This window comes from Bacillus sp. SN32 (assembly GCF_002837495.1).
Classification (GTDB): domain Bacteria; phylum Bacillota; class Bacilli; order Bacillales; family Bacillaceae; genus Bacillus; species Bacillus subtilis.
In genome coordinates, this window is sequence record NZ_PJCT01000003.1 from 346,003 (window position 1) to 359,773 (window position 13,771).

Here is a 13,771-nt window from a genome sequence, read left to right on the forward strand (position 1 = left end):
TATTTTGAAATTGCGTCATCTTCTTTTAGGTGCAGGACTTGGAATTTGTACGGCTGTCGTTGTGAAACAATATGTGATGAAGCCTTATATTTCTTCAGAAAAAGCGCTTCGAATTGTAAAGTCTGCTTTTAAGCAGCGGGGCCCGATTGACGGATCATGGATTTACACCCAGCCGGAGCCTTACAATATTAACGGAGAAACGGTACAGGTATACAAAACCGGCATTACACGATCAGCTTTCGGAGAATTAGAACAGTATGAAGTCATGGTGGATGCGAAAACGGGAGAAATTGTTGATGTCATTGATACAATCGCCTCTTAACACCAGACAAGCAAAAAATAGAAGCCGCTGCCCACGCAGCGGCTCTTTTTTATTATATCGCGCGAATCGGTTTGTATACCGGATACCACATCGCATCCTGCACTGCCTGTATAATGTCTTCAGGCTCTTCCGTAGCGACGCCTTCCTTCATTGCGGTTTTTGCAACTTCAACAGCAACGGTTGCCGAAACAGTGCGCAAATCTTCAACTTTTGGAAGCATCGGCGCGCCAGGCACCCCGACATTGACCATACCTGCGATTGCCCGGGCACATGCTTCAAACATGCCGTCGGTAATTAATTTTGATTTGGTAACAATCGTACCAAGACCGAGACCAGGGAAGACAAGCGCGTTGTTTGCCTGCCCGATATGATACGTAACTCCGTTATATTCAACTGGCGGGAACGGGCTTCCTGTCGTGATCAGCGCACGGCCTTCTGTCCATTCGATTAAATCCTCCGGCTTTGCTTCAGAAAGAGTTGTCGGATTTGACATTGGCAAAATCGCCGGCCGTTTCACATGTGACGCCATTTCTTTTACAATTTCTTCAGTGAAAGCGCCGGAAACCGTAGATGTGCCGATCAGGATCGTGGGTTTCGCCTGCCGGACCACTTCAAGAAGATCAATGCCTCCGCCGTCTCCGTTCCGCTGATAATCCTTCACTTCTTCAGCCGAACGAGCATACGGCTTTTGGAAATCAAGAAGCTGATCCATATCATCTGTTAACAGCCCGTTTCTGTCTATGCACCAGAAGCGCTTGTATGATTCTTCTTCACTCAGTCCCTCGCGCACCAATGCTTCCCGCAGCTGTTCGGCAATTCCGATTCCTGCCGTTCCCGCTCCGAATATAACAACTCTGTGATCTCTCAGCGGAACTTTAGACGCTTTTGCACAGGATAAGACTGCGGCCAAAGAAACAGCGCCAGTTCCTTGGATATCATCATTGAAGGTACACACTTTATCTTTATAGCGTTTCAAAATGCTTCGCGCGTTTTTCGCCCCGAAATCCTCCCAATGCAGCAATGCATTCGGAAATGTTTCTCTCGCCAGCGCAACGTAGTCTTCAATAAATTGGTCATAACGTTCCCCGCGCACTCTGGAATGCTGGTTGCCGACATAAAGCGGGTCGTTCAAGAGGCTCTCCTGATTTGTCCCCGCATCTAAAACAACAGCCAGCACTCTGCTCGGATCAATGCCCGCAGCCGCTGTATAAACCGCCAGCTTGCCAATAGAAATCGCGATTCCTCCGACGCCCCAGTCACCGATTCCTAAAATTCCTTCCGCATCAGTTGCAACAATTAAATCGATCGTATCACTTTGATCTTTATACTGTTTAAATGCTTCTTTCATACCGTCCGGGTCATCGATTGACAGATAGAGCCCTCGTGGTTTTCTGTATTCATGGCTGTATCTCTGGATTGCCGTTCCGACTGTCGGTGTGTAGACAATCGGGAGCATTTCCCCTAAATGGTCATTTAACAGGCGGTAAAACAGCGTTTCATTCCGATCGTGCAGCGCCGTTAAATAGACATTTTTGCTCAAATCGTCAGGCTGTGCGGAATATTGTTCATACGCTCTTTTCGCCTGATCATCAATTGTTAATACCTTGGGCGGCAGAAAGCCTTTTAAACCAAGTTCTTTTCTTTCTTCCTCAGTAAAAGCAACACCTTTGTTCAAAAAAGGAACAGAGAGCACTTCAAGGCCTCTTAATGTTGTTTGAATGTCTCCTTCGTTTGTTACTCTGAATTGTTTCACCCTGCCTCTTCCTTTCTGAGCATAATTAGTACTAGGTTTGCATTATTAGCCGGAAAACATGCAGGGTAAACATAAAAATATGCTATTGCTTCATTCGCTTAACTGACTTTTTGATGCTTCCGTCCTCCTCCCATTGAAGGGCGCGATACTCGGCATCATGGTAAAAAATAAACCAAGCGTCTTTTTCTGCTGCGAACGCCTGCCATTTCTGCTTTTGCGGGATAGAGGTCATCGGATAATCATCGTAAGCCAGCACCCATAGCGGATTGCGGTGGGCATGTGTCGGCATCAGATCTGCCATATGTACGGCAGTTTCACCCGCATCCTCGCATATCAGGACGCTGTGTCCGTCGCTATGGCCTCCGGTGTGATGCATTGTAATACCCTCTGTGATCGTTAAGGTGTCTTCAAAGGTTTTGACTTGGCCAGCTACAGCCTCCCAATTTTCTTTCCAATACGTATTTTTCGACCTGATATTCGGATGGCGCATTTCGTCCCATTCAACAGCTGATGTATAAATCACTGCATTCGGAAAGACAGAGACGAGCCGTTCACCTTCATATTCCGTTAAACCGCATGCATGATCAAAATGAAGGTGTGTCATTGCGATCACATCTATATCGGCAACCGTTAATCCGAGTGCTGCTAATGATGGTTTCACATTCGACTCTTGTGTCACGCCATAGTTTCGTTTTTGTTTATCAGTCAGCTTGCCGTACCCAATTCCGGCGTCAACGATGATATTGAGCCCATCCTTTTGAATCAAAATAGGGTCTGTCCTTAGTTCAATCTGGTTTTTTTCATTGACTGGATATTTTTTAGACCAAAGCGGCTTTGGAACGACGCCGAACATGGCACCTCCGTCCATATGCGTCACGCCCCCGTCAAGCCAGGTCAACGTGATATTACCAATTTTCATTGTTTCCATTTTCATCCCCCCTGTCATCATGGTAGCAAACGGCCCATAAAAAAAACAGACTCCTGTCAGAGTCTGTCTTTACGTTCTCCATTCAACCTCAGCCCGATAGATCGGCTGGCCGAGTGCAGAGAATTTTTCTTCATATTCTGTCATAATATTGCCTTCCAGATTGCTGTTATGCAAATCGAGACTGACGTATGTCAGCAGGAGGCCGTACTCAGAGAAGCTCTTCAAAGAGTACTCAAATAAACCTCGGTTGTCCGTTTTAAAATGAATCGCTCCGCCTTTGCCCATTACTTCTTCATATTTTTTGAGGAAGTGGGAATATGTCAGGCGGCGTTTTTCATGCCGTTTCTTCGGCCAAGGATCAGAAAAGTTCAAGTAGACCCGTTTCACTTCCCCCGGCTCAAACACATCCGTCAGCGTGTCCGCATCTATATTCAGAAGCTTTACATTCTGCGCTTCGCTGTCTTTTACTTTTTGGACGGCTGTCACGATGACGCTTTTAAATAACTCAATACCAATATAATTGATGTCGGGATTTTGTTTGGCCATACCAGAAATAAATTGGCCTTTTCCTGTACCAACCTCGATATGGATCGGATTGTCGTTGCCAAACACTGTGTTCCATTTCCCTTTATAATCAGCAGGATTGCTGATGGCAATATCTGCGTTTTCAGCCAAAAAGTCATCAGCCCAAGGCTTGTGGCGCATTCTCATATGATTGACACCTCTATCTATTATTTCGACTAACAACATACCATGAATTAAAAAGACCCGCAAGCTCGTTTTTCCAGTGTATCTCTCTTAAGGCCGAGCGCATAAAAAAAGAGGGTCCCGTCTGCTGGAACACTCCTTTCACATGTATAAAAACGCTCTGTTTTGAACAATTTAACCCGTATGATACTGAAGGGATGTGTACCGTTATGGGTTTACATTATGAGCATCAAGTTCATTTATTGAAGGATATCTTGACTGACCATCAATTGGACTGCTGCGGAACAGTCGCAGAGTACGAGCAGCTTGAGCGTGTGATTAAATCACTGATGGCAAACACCGAGCTTGATTCAAATTTCAAAAACGTGCTTGAAGATGTTTACCGCTACAGCCAATCAGGAATATCGTCCAAATCCATCGACTCACACATACAAGAGCATCAGAACAGCCTGTCTCAATGGGTAGAGCAAATGGATTCGTATTCCTGATTAATCAACAATTCGTTTCATGAGGATATGCAGCTCTTCCATTGCATCATGAAATTCCTTGTCATTGCCTTTTGCTTTATGCCAGGCAATGAAAGTAATTGTTTCAGATAACACATACCAAGCCATTCGCAACCGAAGGCTTTCTGTCAGCTCTATGCCGTACATGCTCAGCCAGCTCTCCCAAGCTGGCTTTTCGACGTAGTGGTACAGCAAAGGCCCGAGGTCCATCGCCGGATCAGCGATCATGGCGCCGTCCCAGTCAATTAAATACAGCTGGTTGTCTTCAGACAATAGCCAGTTATTATGATTGACATCACAATGGCAAACGACTTTCTCACCGAAATGCACTTCATGCAGGTGTTCTTCCAAATACTTGATCCCTTCTTGAATCAGCGGCGAAGATTGCTGCACAGCAAATACAGCCTGCTTCAGCTGAGACAAAAGAGCCCCCGGGTTCAGCGGTTCTTTTCCAAGTCTCTTCAGCATGTCCAGCAAGGCTTTTGATGTGTGTATTTTACGAAGCAATTCAGCAACGGGCCGTCCGCTCATGTCTTTAGGCTTCAGCTCTCTGCCGGTCATCCAGTGCTGGGCCGTAATGACGTCCCCATTTTCCATCCGTTTTGTCCAAACCAGCTTCGGAACAATGCCTTCGGCGGATAAAACAGCTAAAAAAGGTGAGCTATTACGTTTTAAAAAAAGCTGCTGCCCGTTATGTTTCGCATAATATGCATCTCCTGTAGCTCCTCCGGCGGGGAAGATCTCCCAATCGCTACCTAGTAATTGTCCCAACCAGTTCATATCAATGTTCAACCCATCATTTCTTAAAATATTTTAGAATTAAGGCTAATCGTTTCTAGTCTATCCAGCGAATGCCTTTTTCGTACGAATCGTATAAAAATAAAAAAGACAGCTATTGAGAGTCTCATATGCTAATCAATAGCCGTCCTTTAAATTTTAGCGCTATAGCACAAACTTCGTCAAGCAAAACTCTTAAGATCTGATGCTAAATATAAGATAACCGTTCCGATGCCGTTTACTGCAACCGTTTTCTTGATTTCTGCCGGGTCTTCCTGAAATCCTGATGGATCACATAAAAGCCGATAAGGTATGTCGTTTGGCAGCCTCCACTCGACGGAGTCTGGACTCGCGTGATGGATAACAATGATATCTTTCCATTCGTCAACCTCGTCAAGATCATAAAGCCTGTATGCGATAAGGTGTTCTTTTAGCGTCAAGCATTCAAGATGGCGCTGGATGTCTGCAGCGGACCTAAGACGGAATGCAGGATGCGCTTTTCTCAGCGAGATCAGCCTGCGGATATAGTGAACATCTTCTTTGAACGTTTCACGGCGATCCCAGTCGAGCTGGTTGATGCTGTCACTGGATTGATAGCTGTTTTCCACTCCCTGCTTCGTCCGGAAAAATTCCTGGCCGCTGTGAATAAACGGCACCCCTTGGGCAAGCAAAATAATCGCGGCTGCAAGCCTTTGCCTGCTTCGCTTTCGGCTGTCATTTTCTTGAGGAAGCGCGAAGCTCATTTTATCCCAAAAGGTGTGATTGTCGTGTGATTCGACATAATTGATGGACTGGCTTGGTTCCGGAACAATCGGTGCTAATGCCTTCCATCCGGAAGACCCGGCAATTCCATGCATCACAGCTTGTGCTGATTCACTGCTGCCGAGCGCAAACCCTGCTGCCATAAGGTGAAAGGTGTTCCCTTTTACAGCGTCACGAAACATATCATTAAAAAAACCGATGCCCGGCATTCTTGGCGCGTTCGCCAAAGTAGCTTTCTGTTCATGCGGCAGCGGTGTAGACAGATCCCACCCTTCTCCAAAAAGCAGGATTCCGGGCTTTGCCTTAGTTGCTTTCTCTTTCATATAAAGCACGGTGTCAATATCTAAAATCCCGAGGAGATCAAAGCGGAAGCCGTCGGCATTGTATTCTTCAAGCCAATAGACCACGCAATCCGCAATGAATTTTCTTGCCATCCTTCTTTCTGATGCAATATCATTGCCAACGCCGGTGCCGTTTGACGGCATCCCACATTCGTCGTGCCGGAAAAAATAACCTGGCACTGTCTTTTCAAAGGGGGAATTCTCCCTCTTATACACATGGTTAAAAACAACATCCAGAATGACTCGCAGACCGTGCTGATGCAGGGTATTGATCATTTGTTTCAGCTCTGTTTTTCTCGTTTGAGGATCATGAGGGTTTGAGGCATAGCTTCCCTCAGGGGCAAAGAAATGAAGCGGGTTATATCCCCAATTGTATGCATCAAGCGGCTTCTCTTCATCAACTCCGGCAAAATCATTCACCGGCAGAAGCTCCACATGTGTAACACCGAGCTCTTTTATATACGCCAGTCCAGAAGAACTGCCATTTGCGGTTTGTGTATCAGTTTCCGTTAATGCTAAGTATTTTCCCTTGTTTATCATGCCGCTGTTTTCATGGATGGAGAAGTCACGAAGATGCGTCTCATAGATGACGGCATCCACAGGGTGTGAGAATGGTTTAAGAGGAGCAGTCCATTTCATTTGATCCGGGCGCAAGACGACGCCCTTCTCTCCATTTACAGTCACAGCCTTGGCATACGGGTCAACGGTTTCCATCCATTCTGAATTGTTGCAGATGCAAAACAAATACTCATATCCGTGAAGGTCACCTGTGACCGTAACGGCATAGACGCCTTTTTCCAACCGAGTCATTTGGAATGTGCGCCCGCTTTTATTGGGGTGTGAAAGCTTGACAGCAGCTGAGGTTGCAGCAGGCGCCCATACTTTAAATACGGTATGATCCGCGGTATAAACGGTGCCCAGCTCTCCGTCATAATAAAATTCGTCATCAAACGCTGCCGTCCGGATGACCGCGCCAATTTGGAGATCCGTTTTGTGGCCGCTGGATGCTCTGACGCAATGGATTTTTCCAAATGTCACAGGATGGTCGGATACGCAGACGTACTTGTATTTTGCTTCAAGGGAGTATTCCTCCCTGACAGCCAGAGGAAAATCTGTTATTTCTGTCTCAAGCCGAAACGGCGGTGTCATGATTTCCTTTTGTTCAGCAGGAATCAGAACAGTAATGATATTCATGTCATCGACATACGCTTCGAAGCTGCGGCGGATGCTGACCATCGGAAGCTCTCTCCTCCAAACACGTTTATGTTTTGATTCTTAGGGGTGAAGGACTAGATGCCAGACGAAACGGGGTAGTGCCCATGATTTCTCCGTCAGCATGGAACGGGATTTTGTCCTTCGTGTAAAATGTAATGTCCTTCGCTTTAAACATCGTAACGCCATCCATCTTTGTATGTTTTCCAAATGCCATGAGACATAAAAGCCAATATTTTTTCAAAAACGGCTGGTTTTCAACGATTACGATATCAAATGTCTTCTCGCGCGGATTTGCTAGGGGCGCAGCCTTCATGCCTCCCCCGTAAAACGGATGGTTGGATACAGCGGCAAACCAGACATCATGAAATTCGCGCGTCTCGTCTTCCGTCGTACAAGCTAACGTAAACGGCTTAAAGGTTGCCGAAGCGTGCAAATGAGAAAGCGGATACACAAGAAATCGAAGGCGGAGAAAAAGAAAAACCCGTCTCAACGGAAATTCCATCGCCTTTTTATTGACATATGCGTCAAACCCGATCCCGATATGATTCATAAAATAAAGAATCTGTGATTTATCCTGAAGAAAATTGACGCTCCCTAAATGAAAGGTTCTTGTTAACGGGCGCTTTACCTTCTTGATTTCCTGTATCAGATCGATTTTTTTAATAGAGAATCCTCGCGAAAAATCATTATACGCGCCCGCCGGCACAAAGCTCAGCTCAATATCGTCAACATCTTTCAGCCCGTTGACAACTTCATGCATGGTTCCGTCTCCGCCAATGACAATCAGGCGCTTCAGCTTATATTCCTGTATCGTTGAAATCTGTCTGGCGAGCACCTCCGCGTGTCCCGGATGTTCAGTTAAAAATGAACGGTGCTCAACCTTTCGTTTGATCAATTCTTTTTGAATGGACTTCCAAACACGCAGGCCGTTTCGATGTCCTGCTGTCGGATTAATAATAAAAAACCAATGGCTCATCTTTCTCACCTGCTTATGTTATGAGAAAACCGCTCAAATCGTTCTCTTTTACTCCAGCCACTCCTGTCTGCGATAGGAGTCAGACATGCAGTAAGACAATAGAGCCTTTGCAGCCTTTACCTGATGATGTTTGATCGGAGCAGTGTTTTTCTTCTGCCGCTCAATCCATTCTTCCGCGCTCCGCTTATCCGCTATTTCTAAGCCGTATGGCGGCTCCGGGTAATCGATGTACGACGTTCTGCTCAGAAGCAATTTTCGAACCGGAATCTCAGCCTGTTTTTCCTTTACGATCTTTGACACAACCGAGTCCGTACGAAACAGGCTAAGCCCTGGATTTAACACTGATGCAGTCTGAGAGGCTGTTTTCTTGTCCCAAAAACGATTTTTAGACCCTATGTAGACACTGTCTTCCTCAGCCTCTAAAAAAGAAACGCAATAAATTTCCAGAGGAGAAATAATCACAATGCTTAATTCAACCGCCGCCTGCTGAATTTTCAGCACAGGCTTATACATAATAAAATAAGAATCAGGCAGCTGCTGGGTCAGATAACGCAAAATGCGGTCCTGCTTCACTTGGTTTGAGAGTTGAGATATTTCTGAAAGAGTAGAGCTTGCCCATTTGAGCTGAAAATCATATAAATGCCTTTTATAAAAAGAAGCAAGCGCCACCCTGCTCTTCGGGAGCCTTACATGAATATCTTCTTCGTCCTCAAACCATTGGTGTCTCTCTTCTTGTATATCGGCTTTTATCTCTTCTTTTCTTCTTTTCAATGAAAATTTTTTTCGTTTCTGCACCGGTTCCGGTTCTTCAGCACTGGCTTGCCTTTCTTCATGCTGGCGCTCCGCTGCTTCTACTAGTGAAAGCCAGCGCTCTTTTTTCAAACGTACAAACTGGTTGATATAATGGTACGGATCAAGCTCATATCTCGATATATAATCATGAATTTTGATGATTTGTGCCATGTTTGTTTCTCCACTCCGCAATGAATTAAGATAATTGAAATTTGAATATTTCCTCGTATTTTGTTGATTGGTTCAAGTGTATTTGAAAGAGCGAAAATCGTTCAGCCATCATCGAAACCTCGCCGCTTTCAAACGGAACATGAGCTGGAAATCCATCTTCGCCTGTCCATTTTCTTGCCAGCGTCATATGAGGATGATACGGTCTTTTTTCCACTTGAAAGCCGGCCTGAAGTACAGCCTGCTTCGTATGTTCCCGCAGTCTATCAAGCGTTTTGTTTTTCTTTGGCTCCAGATGTAAAACGCGCGGCCTTTTGCGGTCGCCGAATACATCTATCTTGCCAAACTCAATTGAAAATGGATCGATTTCTGAAGCAATCTCGGCTAGCGAACCTTCAAGCTTCTTTATTTGTGTCTCATCCGCCGCTCCGAGAAAAATTAACGTGATATGATAGTCAAGCGGGTGCACCCATTTTTGAAACGTCAATATCGGTTCGTTTTTCGCAGCCTGGTAGATCGGATTTGCAATTCCCTCAGGTATGGGAACGCCGATGAAATAATGAGGCCGTATATCTGGCATCCGTCTGACACTCCCTTCTTTGACAGCTATTATTTTATCAATAAAGAGGCTGTGCGGATAGAGGAATAGTGTATGAAAACACTCTCGCACAAACGTTTATTATGTTAGGATATTATATGACACTTGTTTTATTCAGAAAGGAATGACAATGTTGAAAATCGTTGCAAACACAGCTGATCTGATAGGAGATACACCGCTAGTGAGATTGAATCGGCTTCAGCCGGAAAATGCGGCACAAGTCTATTTAAAGCTTGAATTTTTCAATCCGAGCGGCAGTGTGAAAGACAGAGCCGCATATCAAATGATCATAGAAGCTGAACAAAACGGTTTACTCAAGCCGGGATCAGTTATTATAGAGCCGACAAGCGGAAATACCGGCATCGGGCTCGCCATGAATGCGGCAGCACGCGGATATAAAGCAATTTTAGTGATGCCTGATACAATGACGAAGGAACGGATCAACCTGCTTAAAGCTTACGGCGCAGAGGTTGTATTAACTCCCGGAGAGGAAAGAATGCCGGGCAGCATCAAAAAAGCGAAGGAGCTTGCCGAACAAATTCCGAACAGCTATATTCCAATGCAGTTCGATAACACTGCCAATCCTGATGCGCACCGGAAAACAACAGCGCCTGAAATCGCCCGGGCAATAGAGGAAATCGGAAAACCGCTCGGCGCTTTTGTAGCCTCCTCTGGAACGGGCGGAACCATTACCGGAACAGGTGAGGCGCTCAAAGAGCTTTTTCCGGATATCACGGTCCATGTTGTTGAGCCAGCGGGTTCGCCTGTATTATCCGGCGGAAAACCTGGCGCTCATAAACTTGTAGGAACGAGCCCAGGCTTTATACCGCCGATTTTAAATGAAGACGTTTATGATGAAATTATCAAAATCTCTGATGAAGACGCGTATACGACGACAAGACGGCTTGCTGCTGAAGAAGGAATTCTTGTCGGTCCTTCATCAGGCGCTGCCTGCTTCGCGGCAATCGAAACAGCGAAACGCCTCTCTCCTGACAAAGTTGTGGTCTGCATGACAGCTGATACAGGAGAACGGTACTTATCAACTGATTTATGGTCATTTATTTAAAAAAAGGACTGGCTTCAGCAGAAGCCGGTCCTTTTATTTTGCAAGCTCGTAAATGGCCTGAGCATATAACGCTGTCGATCTCAGCAGGTCATCAATTTCGATATATTCATCCTTTTGGTGTGCGCTGTCAGGGCGTCCGGGGAACAGCGGGCCAAACGCGACACCGGCTTTTAAGGATCTCGCATAAGTCCCCCCGCCGATTGAGATTAAGTCAGCTTTTTTACCCAGCTGGCCTTCATAAACCTTTTGCAGGGTTTTGACTAACGGATGATCTGCGGACACGTGATGCGGCTTGCTGTCTTTGAATTCTCCCAGCTCAAATTCAGATGCGCTTTCGAATGTATCGCGGATCACTTTGCTTTCTGCTGTCACAGGATAGCGGATATTGATCCCGAGCTCGCCTCCTTGCCCTTCTTTATAGCGCAGTGTTCCGACATTTAATGTCAGCTCTCCGCTGATTTCATCCTCACAGTCAATGTCCAGTTTTTTTCCTCTTGTATCACCTGAGAACTTATCTGTCACAACTTGCACAAACCGCTTTCCTGCATCGTCAAGCTCAGTCTGCTGGAGAAATTCGCACAATAAAATGCCGGCATTGATCCCATTGTTCGGTTCCATCGCATGGCAGGAAAGACCGTACATACGCAAAATGAGCTGTCCGTTCTCTATTGCAGCTTCCCCTTTTTGGTCCGTCGTGCGGAGCATGTCTTTAAATGAAGACAGAATCTCTTCATTTTTCGGCCCTTCAATGACAGCTTCCGCAGCGTCGGGCACCATGTTTAAGCGAAGGCCTGATTGAAACGAGACAAGCACTGCCTTTGGTTCAGCTTGATTTGGGCGGTGCGGAATAAGTAAAGAAGCATCGATGATCCCTTTTTCCGCATTAATGATCGGAAAATCGGCGTCAGGCGCAAAGCCCATTGTTGGCATTTCTTCATGCTTGAAATAATGCTCTACGCATCTCCAATCACTTTCTTCATCTGTTCCGATAATCATTCTGACTCGCTTGGACAGGGGCAAATTCATGTCTTTCACGATTTTCAGCGCGTAGAATGCCGCCATTGTCGGGCCTTTGTCATCAATGGCGCCCCTTGCATAAATCCGTCCGTTGCGGATTTCAGCTGAAAATGGATCACTCGTCCACCCATCTCCCGGCGGCACGACGTCAACATGGCAAAGTACGCCGATAATGTCATCGCCCTCCCCCCATTCAATATGACCTGCGAAGCCGTCAAGATTTTTTGTTGTAAAGCCTTCTTTTTCTCCAAGCTCCAGCAATGAAGTCAGGCTGGCATTTACCCCTTCTCCAAACGGTTTACCGGGTCCGGCGGTTGTTTCGTCCATGACACTGTTGATTCTCAAAAATTCCTGTGTATCACGAATTAAATCCTCTTTTTTTCTGATCACTTCAACTTCCCAGTTCATAATGATCCCCTTTCCGCAAGAAATGACTTGCAAAAACCAAATAAAACGAATAATATTAATGGTGTTTTGTTAAAACGTTCGTAATTGGAGGATACTATGTTTCATCTAAAAGAGCAGCAAACATCCATAAAGCAAGAAATCATAGCAGGGCTGACGACCTTTTTCACAATGGTCTATATCGTCGTGGTCAATCCGGTCATTCTGGCTAACGCCGGGGTTCCTTTCGACCAGGTTTTCACCGCAACGATTATTGCCTCCATTGTCGGAACGCTGTGGATGGCCCTGGCAGCAAATTATCCGATTGCTATTGCGCCCGGCATGGGCTTGAACGCTTATTTAGCCTTTCATGTCGTAAGCGCAAGCGATGGCGGCATCACGTACGCAACAGCTTTCAGCGCAGTATTTACAGCAGGGGTTCTCTTCATTATTCTATCGTTAACGCCTTTAAGAAAACAACTTATAGAAGCGATTCCAAACAATTTAAAATACGGGATCACAACAGGGATCGGGCTGTTTATTGCTTTTATCGGTTTGCGTCAAGCGGGAATTGTGGCAGCTGATGAGTCAAACCTGGTCACTCTCGGCAATCTGCATTCACCTGGTGTTATCTTAACGCTGGTTGGCCTTTTGATCAGTGTGGTCCTGATGGTGCTGAATGTAAGCGGCGCTTTATTTATCGGAATGGCAGCTACCGCTTTGATCGCCTTTTTCACCGGTCAGCTCCATTTTTCAAAGGGATTTATGTCGCTTCCTCATTTGCCGGAAGGATTGATGATCTCAAATCCATTTACCGCTTTTGGCGATGTCATTCATCACGGCCTGTACGCTGTCGTCTTTTCTTTTCTATTAGTCACAATATTTGATACGACAGGCACGATGATCGGAGTTGCCGAGCAAGCCGGGCTGATGAAGAACAACAAGCTGCCGAACGTGCGAAAAGCGCTGCTTGCTGATTCAACCGCGACGACAGTAGGAGCTGTTTTCGGCACAAGTCCGACGACTGCATTTATCGAGTCTTCCGCCGGTGTCGCAGCCGGGGGAAGAACGGGGCTTACGGCTTTGACTGTCGCGGTGATGTTTGCGGCTTCAATGTTTTTCAGTCCGCTTGTCAGCGCCTTGTCCGGTATAGCCGCCATCACCTCGCCTGCTTTGATTATCGTCGGCAGCCTGATGATGGGTTCAGTTTCCAATATGAATTGGAAAGAGATGGACGAGGCATTTCCTGCGTTTCTCGTCATTCTAGCCATGCCTTTGACCTCGAGCATTTCTACAGGAATCGCGCTTGGCTTTATTTCGTACCCAATAGTAAAAGCAGCGCGGGGAAAATGGAGAGAGATTCATCCACTCGTCATCGTTTTCGCCATTCTGTTTTTCATCCAGCTGTTTATTTTATAAGGATAGACCAAAAAACCCAAACGTCGCCGTTTGGGTTTT

The 13,771-nt window shown here is 46.0% G+C and carries 13 protein-coding genes; 4 read left to right on the plus strand and 9 right to left on the minus strand.

Going from position 1 to position 13,771, the window contains the following annotated elements:
• Nucleotides 1-4: 4 nt before the first annotated feature.
• Nucleotides 5-322 carry a PepSY domain-containing protein gene (locus CW370_RS15310; RefSeq protein ID WP_014477682.1) on the plus strand — a complete coding sequence of 106 codons (318 nt, stop codon included), beginning with the start codon at nt 5-7 and terminating at the stop codon, nt 320-322.
• 52 nt (nt 323-374) lie between these two features.
• Here the strand turns inward: CW370_RS15310 and CW370_RS15315 are convergent, their stop codons facing one another.
• From CW370_RS15315 to trmB, 3 genes are all read right to left on the minus strand, one after another.
• Nucleotides 375-2,075, minus strand: a complete 1,701-nt coding sequence (locus CW370_RS15315; RefSeq protein ID WP_024572202.1) for an NAD-dependent malic enzyme — start codon at nt 2,073-2,075, stop codon at nt 375-377.
• A gap of 82 nt (nt 2,076-2,157) precedes the next feature.
• The gene (locus tag CW370_RS15320) at nt 2,158-3,003 is read right to left on the minus strand and encodes a YtnP family quorum-quenching lactonase (RefSeq protein ID WP_024572201.1); all 846 of its coding nucleotides are present in this window, start codon (nt 3,001-3,003) and stop codon (nt 2,158-2,160) included.
• Between the two features lie 69 nt (nt 3,004-3,072).
• Nucleotides 3,073-3,714 (minus strand): tRNA (guanosine(46)-N7)-methyltransferase TrmB, encoded by a 642-nt coding sequence (gene trmB / locus CW370_RS15325; protein ID WP_021480321.1) that lies wholly within the window; start codon nt 3,712-3,714, stop codon nt 3,073-3,075.
• 206 nt (nt 3,715-3,920) lie between these two features.
• On the opposite strand from trmB, the gene CW370_RS15330 reads away from it, so the two are divergent.
• Nucleotides 3,921-4,199: a YtzH-like family protein gene (locus CW370_RS15330; protein ID WP_003237926.1), complete on the plus strand. Its 279-nt coding sequence runs from the start codon at nt 3,921-3,923 to the stop codon at nt 4,197-4,199.
• On the opposite strand, the gene CW370_RS15335 is transcribed toward CW370_RS15330, so the two are convergent.
• From CW370_RS15335 to thpR, 5 genes are all read right to left on the minus strand, one after another.
• Nucleotides 4,200-4,997 carry a phosphotransferase family protein gene (locus CW370_RS15335; protein WP_009967993.1) on the minus strand — a complete coding sequence of 266 codons (798 nt, stop codon included), beginning with the start codon at nt 4,995-4,997 and terminating at the stop codon, nt 4,200-4,202. It lies immediately after the preceding gene.
• Between the two features lie 179 nt (nt 4,998-5,176).
• Complete coding sequence (gene pulA, locus CW370_RS15340; protein WP_029946244.1) at nt 5,177-7,333, minus strand: type I pullulanase; 2,157 nt, start codon at nt 7,331-7,333, stop codon at nt 5,177-5,179.
• A gap of 25 nt (nt 7,334-7,358) precedes the next feature.
• A complete protein-coding gene (locus CW370_RS15345) occupies nt 7,359-8,288 on the minus strand; it encodes a YegS/Rv2252/BmrU family lipid kinase (protein WP_101169789.1) in 930 nt (309 codons plus the stop codon).
• A gap of 48 nt (nt 8,289-8,336) precedes the next feature.
• Nucleotides 8,337-9,251, minus strand: a complete 915-nt coding sequence (locus CW370_RS15350) for a hypothetical protein (protein WP_003229241.1) — start codon at nt 9,249-9,251, stop codon at nt 8,337-8,339.
• Nucleotides 9,252-9,276: 25 nt separating this feature from the next.
• A complete protein-coding gene (thpR, locus tag CW370_RS15355; protein WP_101169790.1) occupies nt 9,277-9,828 on the minus strand; it encodes an RNA 2',3'-cyclic phosphodiesterase in 552 nt (183 codons plus the stop codon).
• Nucleotides 9,829-9,976: 148 nt separating this feature from the next.
• Between thpR and cysK the strand changes: the two genes are divergently transcribed.
• A complete protein-coding gene (cysK, locus tag CW370_RS15360) occupies nt 9,977-10,912 on the plus strand; it encodes a cysteine synthase A (protein WP_003229237.1) in 936 nt (311 codons plus the stop codon).
• Between the two features lie 33 nt (nt 10,913-10,945).
• Here cysK and pepV read toward each other — a convergent pair whose 3' ends face one another.
• A complete protein-coding gene (gene pepV / locus CW370_RS15365; protein WP_004399126.1) occupies nt 10,946-12,337 on the minus strand; it encodes a dipeptidase PepV in 1,392 nt (463 codons plus the stop codon).
• A gap of 96 nt (nt 12,338-12,433) precedes the next feature.
• On the opposite strand from pepV, the gene pbuO reads away from it, so the two are divergent.
• A complete protein-coding gene (gene pbuO, locus CW370_RS15370; RefSeq protein WP_003229234.1) occupies nt 12,434-13,732 on the plus strand; it encodes a hypoxanthine/guanine permease PbuO in 1,299 nt (432 codons plus the stop codon).
• Nucleotides 13,733-13,771: the final 39 nt, after the last annotated feature.

Coding starts and splice junctions, on each gene's coding strand:
- CW370_RS15320 (WP_024572201.1), bottom strand. CDS start 3,003: ATGGAAACAATGAAAATTGGTAATATCACGTTGACCTGGCTTGACGGG.
- trmB (WP_021480321.1), bottom strand. CDS start 3,714: ATGAGAATGCGCCACAAGCCTTGGGCTGATGACTTTTTGGCTGAAAAC.
- CW370_RS15330 (WP_003237926.1), top strand. CDS start 3,921: ATGGGTTTACATTATGAGCATCAAGTTCATTTATTGAAGGATATCTTG.
- CW370_RS15335 (WP_009967993.1), bottom strand. CDS start 4,997: ATGAACTGGTTGGGACAATTACTAGGTAGCGATTGGGAGATCTTCCCC.
- pulA (WP_029946244.1), bottom strand. CDS start 7,333: ATGGTCAGCATCCGCCGCAGCTTCGAAGCGTATGTCGATGACATGAAT.
- CW370_RS15345 (WP_101169789.1), bottom strand. CDS start 8,288: ATGAGCCATTGGTTTTTTATTATTAATCCGACAGCAGGACATCGAAAC.
- CW370_RS15350 (WP_003229241.1), bottom strand. CDS start 9,251: ATGGCACAAATCATCAAAATTCATGATTATATATCGAGATATGAGCTT.
- thpR (WP_101169790.1), bottom strand. CDS start 9,828: ATGCCAGATATACGGCCTCATTATTTCATCGGCGTTCCCATACCTGAG.
- cysK (WP_003229237.1), top strand. CDS start 9,977: ATGTTGAAAATCGTTGCAAACACAGCTGATCTGATAGGAGATACACCG.
- pepV (WP_004399126.1), bottom strand. CDS start 12,337: ATGAACTGGGAAGTTGAAGTGATCAGAAAAAAAGAGGATTTAATTCGT.
- pbuO (WP_003229234.1), top strand. CDS start 12,434: ATGTTTCATCTAAAAGAGCAGCAAACATCCATAAAGCAAGAAATCATA.